This window comes from Emergencia sp. 1XD21-10 (genome assembly GCF_009936045.1).
GTDB lineage: Bacteria > Bacillota > Clostridia > Peptostreptococcales > Anaerovoracaceae > Senimuribacter > Senimuribacter intestinalis.
Genome location: NZ_QWEQ01000008.1, coordinates 1 through 13,610, shown reverse-complemented (window position 1 = coordinate 13,610; position 13,610 = coordinate 1). Strand labels below are relative to the sequence as shown.

The 13,610-nt window shown below is 45.7% G+C and carries 10 protein-coding genes, 1 tRNA gene and 1 pseudogene; 3 read left to right on the top strand and 9 right to left on the bottom strand.

Annotated elements, in window-relative coordinates:
* Window positions 1-79: 79 nt before the first annotated feature.
* The 8 genes from D1151_RS06130 to D1151_RS06095 all read right to left on the bottom strand — a co-directional run bounded on the left by D1151_RS06130 (window position 80) and on the right by D1151_RS06095 (window position 9,439).
* Window positions 80-1,777 (bottom strand): Na+/H+ antiporter NhaC family protein, encoded by a 1,698-nt coding sequence (locus D1151_RS06130; protein WP_161908314.1) that lies wholly within the window; start codon window positions 1,775-1,777, stop codon window positions 80-82.
* A gap of 18 nt (window positions 1,778-1,795) precedes the next feature.
* Entirely contained in the window at window positions 1,796-3,532 is a 1,737-nt protein-coding gene (locus D1151_RS06125; RefSeq protein WP_161908313.1) for a M28 family peptidase, read from the bottom strand.
* 11 nt (window positions 3,533-3,543) lie between these two features.
* A complete protein-coding gene (locus D1151_RS06120) occupies window positions 3,544-4,488 on the bottom strand; it encodes a dimethylarginine dimethylaminohydrolase family protein (protein ID WP_160202020.1) in 945 nt (314 codons plus the stop codon).
* Window positions 4,489-4,503: 15 nt separating this feature from the next.
* Complete coding sequence (locus D1151_RS06115; RefSeq protein ID WP_161908312.1) at window positions 4,504-5,457, bottom strand: dimethylarginine dimethylaminohydrolase family protein; 954 nt, start codon at window positions 5,455-5,457, stop codon at window positions 4,504-4,506.
* Between the two features lie 184 nt (window positions 5,458-5,641).
* A complete protein-coding gene (locus tag D1151_RS06110) occupies window positions 5,642-7,027 on the bottom strand; it encodes a sigma-54-dependent Fis family transcriptional regulator (RefSeq protein WP_160202022.1) in 1,386 nt (461 codons plus the stop codon).
* Between the two features lie 264 nt (window positions 7,028-7,291).
* Window positions 7,292-7,367, bottom strand: a tRNA-Val gene (locus D1151_RS06105).
* Between the two features lie 89 nt (window positions 7,368-7,456).
* The gene (gene buk / locus D1151_RS06100) at window positions 7,457-8,527 is read right to left on the bottom strand and encodes a butyrate kinase (RefSeq protein ID WP_161908311.1); all 1,071 of its coding nucleotides are present in this window, start codon (window positions 8,525-8,527) and stop codon (window positions 7,457-7,459) included.
* Window positions 8,528-9,439 (bottom strand): bifunctional enoyl-CoA hydratase/phosphate acetyltransferase, encoded by a 912-nt coding sequence (locus tag D1151_RS06095; RefSeq protein WP_161908310.1) that lies wholly within the window; start codon window positions 9,437-9,439, stop codon window positions 8,528-8,530. It abuts the gene before it with no gap.
* Window positions 9,440-9,631: 192 nt separating this feature from the next.
* Here D1151_RS06095 and D1151_RS06090 point away from each other — a divergent pair, with 192 nt between their 5' ends.
* Together D1151_RS06090 and abc-f are read left to right on the top strand one after the other, a co-directional pair.
* Entirely contained in the window at window positions 9,632-10,297 is a 666-nt protein-coding gene (locus D1151_RS06090; protein ID WP_160202025.1) for a transcriptional regulator, read from the top strand.
* A 368-nt stretch (window positions 10,298-10,665) separates the two neighbouring features.
* On the top strand, window positions 10,666-12,222 hold the full coding sequence (gene abc-f / locus D1151_RS06085; RefSeq protein WP_161908309.1) for a ribosomal protection-like ABC-F family protein: 1,557 nt from the start codon (window positions 10,666-10,668) through the stop codon (window positions 12,220-12,222).
* Window positions 12,223-12,288: 66 nt separating this feature from the next.
* Here abc-f and D1151_RS06080 read toward each other — a convergent pair whose 3' ends face one another.
* Window positions 12,289-13,068 (bottom strand): hypothetical protein, encoded by a 780-nt coding sequence (locus tag D1151_RS06080; RefSeq protein ID WP_160202027.1) that lies wholly within the window; start codon window positions 13,066-13,068, stop codon window positions 12,289-12,291.
* Between the two features lie 13 nt (window positions 13,069-13,081).
* On the opposite strand from D1151_RS06080, the pseudogene D1151_RS06075 reads away from it, so the two are divergent.
* Window positions 13,082-13,610 (top strand): annotated as a pseudogene (locus tag D1151_RS06075) (hypothetical protein); the annotation flags it as partial.

Below are 13,610 nucleotides of genomic sequence, written 5' to 3'. Positions count from 1 at the left end.
GATGGAGACGCGATACATCGAAAAAATCCCCAAGCCTTAAGCCTGGGGATTTTCAATTCTATAAACTCAGCTTTTTCATTTACACTGACTCCGATCCTTCTTTTTCGAGGTCTTCAAGCTTAGTGCTCTTGCCAATCAGTCTTACAATAACTGCCAAAGCTACAATGCCCAGTGGAAGAATAATCAGCGGAGATAGTCCTGCTGCCGCAAGAATAAATCCGAGAATTGCCACAACTGCTACCGTCATTGCATACGGAATCTGTGTTTTTACGTGATCCATCAGGTCTGCTGCAGAGCCCATGGAACTCATGATTGTCGTATCAGAGATTGGCGAGCAGTGGTCGCCGAAGACAGCGCCACAAGTTACTGCTGCGATAGTCACGATAGCAAGGGATCCGACTTCTCCGCCGGACATTCCAACAGCAATCGGAAAAGCAATCGGAATCATGATTCCGCTGGTTCCATAAGAGGTTCCTGTGGAGAATGCCATCACGCAAGCGATTACAAACAGAATTGCCGGAAGCAGAAGTGCCGGAATTGCAGTTCCTACCAGTCCGGAAATGTATGCGCCTGTTCCCAGCTCACTCATGACGCTGCCTGTAGACCAAGCCAGCATGAGAATTGTGATGGTGAACAGTAGCTCTTTGCAGCCGCCAAGCCAAACATCGATGGCTTCTCTTAAAGTCATGATTTTCTGCGCTACTGCCATAATAATGCACAAAATGGATGTAAAGATAACCGAATACAGAATACTGGAAGCTGCATCGGTATTACCAAATGCAGTTGCAATGCCTTCCAAGGTGAAGCCCGCATCCATACCGCCGCCTGTGTACCACAGTGCCGCAACAGTCACAAAGATGAATACCAAAATTGGAATTGCCGCATTGTAAATGCGAAGCGGTGCGCCTTCTGCTACATTCATAGCATCCAGTTCCTTACTCATCATCGGTTTTGCGTTATCTGCGTAAAGCTTTCCAGTCAGTCTTGCACGCTTTTCTGCCTTGTACATCGGACCGTAGTCTCTCTGCATGAGCACTACAATAATAACCATTGCGATTGCAAAAATGTTGTAAAATCTGTACGGAATGGTCTGCAGAAAAATTCCGTATACGTTGGCGGCCTCCATGCTGATGGAGGTAAATGCCAGTGTAATCATACCAATTTCGTGGGCAACCCATGAAGAAATTGGTGCCATATCGGTTACAGGACCTGCCGTAGAGTCGATGACATACGACAGCTTTTCTCTGGAAACCTTTGCCTCGTCAGCAACAGGACGCATGGTCGGACCTACAATCAGGGAGTTTGCAATATCTTCAAAGAAAATAATCAATCCCAAAATCCAAGTCATGATCAACACATTTTTGGTACCCTGTGCTTTTTTCGCCATGGCAACAGCCATAGCCTGCATTCCTCCCATTCTGCTCATAACGGCAATCATCCCGCCTACAGCCAGAATAAACAACATCAAAGACGCATTCCAAGAATCCGCTACAGTACCTACAAAGTATGTGTCACAGGTGCGCAGAAAGCCCTCAAAAATATTTCCTCCATTGATGATAGTTGCACCTGCAAATACTGCTGCTGCCAGCGACAACACAACCTGTTTGGTGATAAACGATAAAACAATTGCAATAAACGGCGTAATAAGAGAAAGCGCGCCAAAATACTGCGTTTCCTCTCCGTCTTCCCCAAAGGCAAACTGGGTCAATACCAGCATGCCGATGAGGAAAGCTGCCGCAAGAAACCATCTCCGATTAGAGATACTTTTTCCTTTCATTGCCTTTCCTCCTTTTTATTATTTTGTCTTCAGTATGCCACGCTGTATCAGCTCTTTGGAGTAATACATTGCATCATAAACCATGTGTTTTACGCGCAGAATCTGCGTTTCCCACAGGTAATATTCGTGAGAACCTTCCTCTGCCCTGTTGTATTTTGCAAGAGCGTGCGCCAAGGCCGGTATTGGATTTTCTGTCTGCAGCGCGCAGCAGGAGTCCTGTCCGTAGCGGCCCGAGTAGCAGCGCAGCATTGCAGTCTGTCTCTCGCAAAGCAGCGCCAGACGGTCGTATTCCTCTGCGAATCCCTCCTGATTGCGTAAATCCCAGAGGGCTTCCAGCGCCTTTGCATATTCCTCAACAGTTTCACCCAGTTCAGAGATTAAATCCGCACCACGGCCGCTAAGCACCTTAATCTGGCTCCACTGCTCTCTGGTGTCATCTGCCAACGCCTTTAAATCGTAAAGAACACGGTCTGCATTGACCATGCCTTCGATGATATACGCAAAATATTTTCCGTGTCCCAAAAGCAGGTCTCTGTCCAATTTGTCAATGGTATCAGAGTCGCTGTGCAGCCATGGACTGTAAAATGCGTAGTTCAGTTCTACCAGCTTTTCTTCTGTATACTCTGTTGCAAAGGAGCAGTACGGAACGCCTACACCGAAGAAAGAGGAGTCACCGCCGCCTTTGTACGCCCGATGCCACTCTCCTTCCTGACCCCAGATTTCCTTGATTGCGTCGGTCAGATAGTCTTTCAGTTCGGGCTGTCCTTCCACGCCTGGAATGGTAGTTCCCTTAATTGCCAGATTGTCGATGTTGATATACGCCAGACAGTTTTCGTTCATATCCTTCCAGTAATTGTCTGCATACCAGGCGGAACCTCCGCCCTCTGCGATTTCGTGGCCGTCCCAGAATACAAATACTACGTCGCGGTTCAGTTCATCTTTATGCTTCTGAAAAAGCCTTGCGAGTTCTAAATTCAGCGCATTGCCGGACGCATTGCAGATTGCCGATTTTCCCCATGCGTCCACATGGCTTCCCACAAGTACGTACTGGCCGCTACTCTTTCCGCCGTAAACTCTGCCAATTGGCTGGTCTGCAGTAATCCACTCTCTGGTCGCTTCCGCCGTCAGATGGACGCTGACTTCGCCCTTTTCACAAAGTCCTGCAAGATATTCACCGTCGGCTCTGGAAATGCTGATTACAGTCAAATCCACGATATCCTTTTCTGTGTCCGGTGTCGGATTTCCCCACTGGGCCTTAACTGCACCCATCTGAATCAGGCCGTCTTCTGCCTTACCCCAGTTCATGATAATCAGAGCTTTTGCACCCATTTCCCAGGCAATCCTTGCCTTTTCAGGTCTGCCTGGACTCCAGTTCATGTCGGTCAGAACGATTTTGCCAGTCACGTCCTTTCCATCATAGTCCTCGTAGGCACCGCTTCCCAAATAAACAAGTTCCCCGCTGAGCCCTTCTGCTGAAGTGGATTTAATATGACATACAGGTCTTGCCGGAATTTCCTTTTTCTCCGGCGCAAGAAGTGTCAATGTTGCTTCTTTCGGATAGCTCTGGTACATTGGGAAGTGGTCGATGTGCGCTTCCACACCGTACTCCTTTAATTTTCCGCAGATGAATTCCGTCGCTTTACGCATTTGCGGCGAACCGGAAAGTCTCTCTCCGACTTCATCCACCAGATAAGTCATATTTTCATACATTCTGTCCAGTGACAGTTCTTCTGCCAGCTTTTCATAAATACTCATATTACTTCTCCTTACCCTCTCTTTAAGAATGCAGTACAACAGTGAATTGCACCGAATCCTTTCATAACTTCATCAAACTCAACCGGAATAACTTCGATTCCATTTTTCTCAAGAAGCTCTTGGCTTCTAGGATTTCCCGCCGGCATTACAATCTGTCCCGGTTTCAGGGCTACAAAGTTAATTGCAAAGCTTTCCTTTGCTTCAGTCTGGGACGGGCACTCCAGCAGCTTTATGCCTTTTTTCTTCAAAGCATCGCACACATCGTAAGGCACCTGTGACGCATGAATCATTGCAACATCGTGGCTTGCAAAGTTGAGATTTCCATCGATATGGGCGTGACCGTAAGGTACCTGCATGTGCAGAATTTCTGTTACACCCATGCGCTTTAGTTCGTATTCCACCATTTCATAGCCGCTTCTGTTGGTCCTGACGCCGCTTGCCAAAATTGCAGTGTGACGGTCGACCCACATCACCATCGCTCCCTCAAAGGTTGCGTCACCGCAAATGGTTCTGATGATTGGAACTCCAAGGTCTGCAAGAGTCTTTGCAGCATATCTTTCCTCGCCGCGTCTTGCTTCCATAGCAGGTCTTGTTACGATAGCCCCTTCCGGTGTCATCAGTACCAGGTCTCTGCAAAACAGCGCGTTAGGTTTATCCTCTCTCTGCTCTTCGATGTAGTGAACGTTGACGCCGTGAGCTCTGTAAATGTCTGCAAGACCGTCATGCTGGGCACGAAATTTTTCCGGATCGATTGCCGCTTTAAAGCGAGCTTCCTGCCAATCAAAGTTTTCGATTTCCCGCCCCGGACGACGCATCAAAACCGCCTTCAGCTGGTCAACCTCGGAGCATACACCCCAGTCACCCCACAAGTCCTTCATATCATCAATGATAGTAGATTCCTTCGGGAACCATCTTTCCCCTGCAATTGCGTCGATATCACGTTTCTTATCTGTCATGCTAAATACCTCTCCTTATCCTCTCTTCAAAAATGCGGTTATGCAGTGCAGCGCACCTCTGCCCTTCATAATCTCTGAAATATCTACAGTAATTACCTTGATTCCGTTGTCTTCAAGCAGCGACTGACATCTCGGATTTCCCTCCGGCATTACAATCAGTCCCGGCTCCAAAGCTACAAAGTTGCAGCCAAAGCTTTCGCGCACCTCTGTTGTAGATGGTGCTTCCAAAATCTTGTATCCTTTCTTTTTCAAAACGTCCAGCACGTCATAAGGTACCTGTGACGCATGAACCATCACAACATCGTTGCTGGCAGCGTTCATCAGACCATCGATATGAATATTGCTGTAAGGCTGCTGCATGTGAATGATTTCTGTTACACCCATTCTTCTCAGTTCTGTTTCCACCTGGTCGTATCCGCTTCTGTTGCAGCGGCTTCCCGTGGAAATGACCACAGTTTTTCTGTCCACCCACATTGCATTTGCACCTTCAAACATGCCGTCTCCGTTGATAGTTCTTACAATAGGCACACCGATATCCGCAAGGGCTTTTGCTATATAGCGTTCTTCTCCGCGTCTTGCTGCCATACCAGGTCTTGTGATAATCGCACCTTCCGGTGTCATAAACATCAAATCCCTGCAAAAAATTGCATTCGGTCGGTCCTCTCTCTGTTCCTCTACGTAGTAAACCTTGACACCATGCTCCCGATAAATATCCGCAACTTGGTCATGCTGTTTTCTCATTAATTCGATATCAACCGGTTCATCAGAAAATCTGTACTCTGCTGCATCAAAGTTTTCTACTTCTTTGCCGGGTCTGCGAAGAAGCACCGCACGCAGCTTTTCAACCTCAGACGCAACGCCCCAGTCTCCCCAGTAAAGATTCATATCCTCCTCAAAGGTTGTCTCTTTCGGAAACCATCGTTCCCCCGGAATTGCGTCAATATCAAATTTCTTAAGTTCCTGACTCATGTCAACCTCCTCATTTATTCCTACTTCTTTCTCGTTGCACAACTTGTATTTATAAACCGCAATTATTATGCCAATTTATAAAAAAATAAAAACCGCTGAAATTAGCGGTTTCCATCGTTCTATGGCTTTAGCCTATCGCAAGTAGTAAAAAAAACTTTACTATTCTGTAAAGTTTTTCGTACCATCAGCGATTGATGTCATATTTATTCATTTTATAGTTCAGCGCCTGCTTGGATATTTTCAGCTTTTTTGCGGCATCACTCATAGTGCCGGTCTGAGCCAGCGCTTTCTCAATGAGACTGACCTCAAAATCAGCCAAGGCTTTGTCGATGGAAAAATCCGGATTGTTCAGGTCGACAGCAGGTTTGCCCGATGTCATATAGTCCGGCTCTCTTCTCGCCGCAGTAAACATATATTCCGGCAAGTCTTTCAGCTGAATAAATGCAGCGTTGGTCACGTTAAACGCCCCTTCGATGATATTTTTCAGTTCGCGCACGTTGCCCGGCCAAGGATATCTTCTAAAAAGTTGTTCCACTTCTTCATCAATACCCAAAATCTTCCTGTGCATTTTCTCATTATATATAGAGATAAAATGGCTGACCAGAAAAAACAGGTCATTCAGCCGCTCACGCAGCGGCGGCAGTGAAAGCTGCACCACACTGAGTCTGTAAAACAAATCCTCTCTCAGCTTTCCGGTTCTGATGCACTCCATAGGCTGCTGATTGATTGCGGAAATAATCTTTACATCGATGGGAATCGGAGAAAGCCCTCCGACTCTGGTAATCTGCTTTTCTTCGATGGCTTTGAGAAGCTTTGCCTGCACGCTGCACTCCATAGAATTAATTTCATCCAGAAACAAAGTGCCTCCCGCTGCCATTTCAAAGAGTCCGGGTCTGTTCTCAGCGCCAGTATAGCTGCCCTTTACAGTTCCAAACAGGATGCTTTCCAGCAGGTTTTCCGGGATAGACGCGCAGTTTTGTGATACAAACCGGCGGTTTTTTCGCTTGCTGCTAGTATGAATAGACTGCGCCACCAGTTCCTTTCCTGTGCCGGTTTCGCCGTAGATGAGCACAGATGAGTCGGTGTCGGCAATCATGCCGATTCGCTCTTTGATAATCTCCATCTGCATGGACGAAGTGACGATATCGTCGATGGTATACATGGTCTTCACATCGTCGGCTTCTTTTATCTGTAACACGATGTCCTGCCGCTCGATATCAGAATCAATGTATCGTGACACATCCACCACCCCTACGATGGTATCTCCTTCTTTGATAGGCAAGGTAGTATTAACCGCCCGAAGGTTCTGTCCATCATAGGTGCTCAAAACCTGATACTCATTGAAAATCGGTTTACCCGTGCGAAGAACGCGGATAATGCTGCTGTTCTCCTCCGTCAGACTGGGATAAATGTCCAAAAGATAACGCCCGATTAAATTCTGCTCCTTCAGAAGATTGACGTCAGGTCGATATGTAATAAAATATTCAACCTTTGCGTCTGCATTGACAATCATCATTCCGTCAATGAAGTTGTACAGATTCAAAATCTGCTCTGCATATCTTCTCAGCATGTTATCCATCTCCCTCTGCAGTCTTTTTATTTTTGATTATACAGCGGTGTAAAGCAAATCGTCAATATGTAAATCGATGCTATGATAGATACAGGCGGCACCTCCGCTCCGTGTCTGCTCGTCCACGGTCGTCTTCGGTCGCGGTGCATATATTGAGAAAAACGTCGAATTATATGCACAACCCGGTTTTGTTAGCTGCGTGCGGCGCGTTGGCCAAACAAAAACCAAGGAATGCTAACTCGCAAACCTTGGTTCTTAATAATTTGGTGATTTGTGGCAGGCTCGAACTGCCGACCTCTTGGTTGTCACCCAAGTGCTCTCCCAGCTGAGCTAACAAATCACAGCTAAATTGCTTTCTCAGTATAACATACGCCAGTGCAGTTAGGCAACTCTAATCTGCCGCTGCACTGGCTTCCCGTATCCGGTTATTTACAGAACTTGCGCCTGTTCCTCTCCTGCAAGCACCCGATGAATGCCCTTTGCCAGCGCTTCCATCTCGTAGGTTCCTGCGCTGACAGAAACCGGCGCGATAAAACTGACTCTTTTTTCCATTTCCGCAGTCAAATAGGAAGAATATGCCATGCCGCCTGTCAAGATAATTTTATCCACCTTGCCGCACACTACAGGCGCTAAACTTGCAATATCTTTGGAAAGCTGCATAATCATAGCGTCGTATACAAGCTTCGCCTCTTCGTTTCCTTCTTCAAAGGCCATGCGCTCTACATCTCTGGCGTCGTTGACTCCAAGGTAAGCGGTAAGCCCTCCCTGACCCTTCAGCTTTTTCTGCACTTGTTTTTCGGAAAGTCCGCTCCTGAAACAGAACTTTACAAGTTCTCTGCAAGGCACACCGCCAGAACGTTCCGGCGAAAAGCCTCCTTCATCATCTCCGACAAAATCCAACACTTTTCCACCTTTAATCAGATTGCTGGTAACACCTCCGCCCAAATGACAAACGATATAAGTAGTGTCTTCTAATTTCATGCCGTCTTTCTTCGCCTGCTCGATACTAACAGCGCGGCTGTTGAGCACATGAGTAAAAAAGGGTTTCTTGATTTCCGGCACACCGGTATAGGTAAAAATCGGATCCGGCACGCCGCAGCCGCAAACTGCGTCATAAGCATAGCCGCAAATACCAGTTCCCGCCTCCTCTGCGATTTCATAGGCAATAATCGGCGAAAGATTAGCAGGGTGCGGAATCTGGGAAGTTCTGCACGCATTTACAAAGGTCTCGTCGATGAGATACGCCCCGCTTTCCAGCTGTCCGATAGCGCCGGCTCTTGCAGCAATTCCAGCCAGATCAGACGGCTTCAGCGATTGGCTTTCCAAATATTTCATCACAGCAGCTTTTCTGAAAGGCCGCTGCTCATTGATATCCACAAACTTTTTCAACTCTTCCGCCGGATGGTCGATGTTCATGGAGTGTACTTCCTTTTCGCCGTCAAAGACAGCAACCTTCGTAGAAGTAGAACCCGGGTTGATTACCAGAATATATTCAGCCATTTATTTGTCTCCTTTCGCACACGCCGCAGCCAGAAGCAGCGACTGTCTCTTTTCCTTCTCTGTAGCGCCTCTTGAAGTCAGAGCGATGGGCACCTTTGCTCCGACAATCAGCCCCGCCATATCAGCACCCGCCGAGAAGAGAAGTGCCTTTCCGAGAATATTGCCGCACGGCATATCAGGCACGACCAGCACATCAGCGTCGCCTACCAGTTCACTGTCAAACCCCTTCTTGTGTGCCGACTGCCTGCTCATCAAAATATCATAAGAAAGAGGCCCCTCCACAATACATCCTGTGATTTCTCCATTTTTATACATTTCGGTCAAAGCGGCCGCATCCACAGTCTCCGGCTGCTTGGGATTGACCTTCTCTATCGCTGCCAATAGTCCGACCTTTGGCATATCATATCCCATATTACAAAGATTTTCAACAGCATTTTCGATAATTTCCTTCTTCTGTTCCAGGGTCGGATAAAGAACCATGCCGCTGTCGGTCAGTACAATCAGCTTGTGGTAATTTGGAATTTTCAAAAATGCCAGATGGCTCATCAGCTTTCCTGTACGCAGACCATTCTCCTCTTTTACAACGGCCTTCAAAAGAATCCCCGTATCAATTTTGCCCTTTAGAATGAAGTCCGCCTTTCCATCTCTGACGCACTGGCAAGTCTTCTGCGCAGCTTCCTCCAAAGTCTTAGCATCGATGATTTCACAATCGTCAAGGTCACCGTCAAAAGCTTTGATTTCTTCACGAATCAGAGCCTCATCACCAATTAAAATGGCATCAACTAAACCTTCCTTTCTGCACTGTCTCACCGCAGTTAAAGCAGATTTGTCCTGCGCTGCCGCCACTGCAACGGTCTTCTTTCCCGCTGCGTGAAAGCTCTTTTCTAATTCCTCAAAATCTTTAAATGCCATAGTCTTTTCCTCCTGCCGTACGGATTGCATATTGCATGTAATTTATCTTATGTTAAGCATATCACATTTACTGTACCTGGTCAAATTATTTTTTTGACCTCCTAACTTTTTGTTTGGCATCTTGCGAAAACGCAAAAAAATTGGTATAATAAAGTATATTTTTGAACAAAGCTTAAAGGAGAGTGTTGCTGTATGGTTAATAATTTCGACCAGCTGAAACAGATTGCAGATTTAGTTGCCGCTCAGTTCGGCTCTGCTGCAGAAGTAGTTATACACGACTTTACCGGAGAGCTGGATCATACCATCGTCTATATAGTCAACGGCCACGTGACCGGCAGAACCATCGGCGATGCACCGACACAGTCTTTCCTAAAATACATGAACGTTAATCATCCCAGAAAATCCATTGAAAAGGTTCGTCACATTTCCCACCTTCCAAACGGGCGGATTATTCGTTCTTCAACCGCCAACTTTTTTGATGAGGACGGCACACTGAACAGTTCTCTGTGTATCAACCAGGATATTACCGATTTGGTTGCACTGGAAAATGCCGTAAAAGGTCTTTCTGAATCAGGCCAGTTCGAAACCAGCGTATTGTCTACCAACGGTAATGAATTCGACCTGCAGCCGTCATCCATTCACGGCATGATGGACAATATCATCACAGAAGCGCTGGCATTTATCGGCACGCCGCCGGACAAAATGAATAAAGACGCAAAGATTAAACTGCTTCAATTCCTCGACGAGCGCGGCGTCTTTATGATTCAAAAATCCGGTCAAAAAGTCTGCGAACTTCTCGGGATTTCAAAATTCACCCTTTACAATTATCTTGAGGAAGCTCGCGGAAAAGAAAAATAAGGCTTTCTTTTCTTTGGCGAATTTGTTATAATAGCCTTTGGGTACAGACAGCAGCAGATTGATTGTCTGTTTACCACCTTTGTGTGAACTAAAATATCTAAAGATTTGAGGTGAAAAGATGCGTAACATTTCTTGCTAGTTTAATCATGCATGAAGAAGTTTATTTTAAGACGGTAGTCACCTGCCGCTTTATTTCTCATGCAGTCTGCGAGAAAGTTACCCATCTTTGAGAATAAATATATGCTACCTTTATAAAGAACTATCGGTGCTGCCTTTGCGCCGCGTTCCTTAGCTTTGCAATATTTATAAGCTGTGAGATACTTTCTTGCAGCTTATTTTATTGTATGAATACCAGGAGGTGCATATTTATGTCTTTAATAAGTATAAACAATTTAACTTTCGCCTACGATGGCAGTTACGATACGATTTTTAAAAATGTCAGCTTCCAGATAGATACGGACTGGAAACTGGGATTTACCGGTCGAAATGGCAGGGGAAAGACCACGTTCCTAAATCTGCTTCTGGGAAAATATTCTTATGAGGGTCAAATTTCTTCCAAAGTAACTTTCAGCTATTTTCCCTTTACGCCTCAGACTGCCGATGACACAAACCGCCTGACGCTGGACATCGTCGATCAGATTGTGCCAAATTATGAATACTGGCAGCTTTCCCGCGAGCTCAACTATCTGAAAACTTCCGACGATATTCTATATCGCCCGTATACTTCTCTGTCCGGCGGCGAAAAAGCCAAAGTGCAGCTAGCTGCTTTGTTTCTAAGGGAGGACGGCTTTCTTCTCATCGACGAACCGACCAACCACCTGGACATGCATGGCAGAGAAATCCTTGCCAAATATCTGCAGAAAAAGCGGGGCTTCATTCTGGTTTCCCATGACCGTCTTTTTTTAGACGCCTGCGTGGACCACATTCTGTCCATCAACAAAACAAATATCGAAATTCAAAAAGGAAATTTCTCCTCATGGCTCTACAATAAGGAGCTGCAGGACAGCTACGAAATGGCTGAAAACGAAAAGCTAACCAGACAGATAAAATCTATGGAAGCCGCCGCACGCCGCACTGCTGCCTGGTCTGATACTATTGAAAAGCGAAAAACCGGCGGTACCGGCGGTCAGGCAGGTGTCAAACCTGACAAAGGTCACATCGGCGCCCAGTCCGCTAAAATGATGAAACGTTCCAAGGCGGCAGCGATAAGAAAGGAAGCAGCTATCAATTCAAAATCTTCTCTTTTGAAAAATATTGAGCGCGCAGACGACCTGAAAATCCATCCTCTAACCTATCACACGGATGTACTGGTTACCTTAGATCACGTAAGCGGGTTTTACCTGGACTCTGCGGATTCAACAGCGTTCCCAGTTTTTAACAAGAAATCTTTTACTGTCAAACGCGGCGACAGAATTGCACTGCAGGGACCTAACGGCTGTGGCAAGTCCAGCATTTTGAAGCTGATTTTGCAAGCTGCAGAAAGCACCTTTGCTGCTGTAACAGACGAAGCGCCTGTCAGTCTCCCCGAATTCACCGGGAATCTGCACGTCGGCAGCGGACTTGTCATTTCCTATGTACCGCAGACCACAGCAGGTCTTTGCGGTACGCTGGATACTTATGCCTCACGCCGCAGCATTGATATTACTCTGCTGAAAACTATTCTGCGAAAACTCGACTTCAGCAGACTTCAATTTGAGAAAAATATAGAGGACTACAGTGAAGGCCAGAAGAAAAAAGTCCTTCTCGCCGCAAGTCTCTGCGAAAACGCTCATCTGTACATCTGGGACGAACCGCTCAACTACATCGACGTTTTATCCCGCATGCAGATAGAAAATCTGCTTCTGCAATTTCAGCCGACAATGATTTTTGTCGAGCATGATAAAGCGTTCTGCGATAATGTGGCGACGGAAACAGTGCTTCTGTAATTTTCTTTTCCGGCATTACTACTTTGAGAGTTCCGCATTTTAACTAACTCCAGTTAAAATGCGGAACTATTCAAAATAATGATCCAGCATTTTGTTGATGCTGAAGGTGTCAATACTGCCGTCCACATCATCAAAGGTATAGAAAATATCCCGCCACGGTAAATATCCATGTGCCTGGTATTGCTGCATCTTCCAAATAAAGCTTCGAATATAGCGCTCATTCTCTATCATGGTACAGTGTTCTAAAAACTTGAACCGGTTCTCACTGCGCACCAGAACTTTGAAATCCGGTACAACAGTTTTATCGCCCAGCAGCAGCCTTTCCTCATAGTGATATGGGATTCCTCGCTCATATAAAATGTCCGCAATAAGAGCTTCTGACTTTGAACGTACAAATTCTCCTTTTTGCGTTTTATGAGTCAAATGCTCCGGATGAAAATTAGATTTGTTGTAATCAGCAAATTCCCACTGCTTCGGATTCAGTATCCCCTCTGCCCAGTACGTATCATACCTCTGATACGCCTTCGGCAGTGACTGCATGACCTCATGAGGCTCGGTCGGACGATATTGATCCAAATACTGCTCCATCAAGCCCTGATTATACTCTATATTCCGAATTGTAACTTCCAAAAATCGTCTTTCCTGCAATTTCTGCACTTCTTCTTTTGCACCGTTTCCTAAATACTGTTTCTGTCCATCTTTGAGCCGCATGTAATACGGTCTGCCATTAGAGGCGCAGAGTTTCAAATAGCCCTGCGGTAATTGCTCCAGTCTTTCCTGATAACGCCGTTTTGTCGTTAACAATCTCTTTAGTTCATACGCTACATGAGTTTTACTGTTATACAAAAAATCCCCTCCTTTGTTTTACAACATGTCTACATTTTATATCACTTGTGCGCAATATTCAAATATCTCTTTGCATAAATGTATATTTCTTCCTAATCAGATGAGGTCTCGCAAAGCAGCTGGTGCCGCAAACAAAGCAAAGCACGCAAGTATGCATACACTCCATCGCGTACTAAAAAAGCAAAAAAGTAAAAAGCCCAGGCGCATCTATAACAATGGCATTAAGTTAAGAAAATCTCACATCACAGAAAATGTGGTGTGGGATTTTTTTGAGAATAAGTATTGTGAGAAAATGATTCTTTCGTTATTGACAATGGAGGGAGCATCTTTATCAAATGAACTTTTACGGCAGTTTGGCTATGGCTTAAATACAGCAACATCATCTGCTTTTGTCCAGCAGCGTAAGAACATACTTCCTAAAGCATTTGCGTCGCTTTTCCATGATTTTACAGCAGCAACTTATAGTAATGATAATTATAAAGGATATAAACTCTTGGCTGTTGATGGTTCAGATATTCAAATCGCAACTAATCTAAACAATA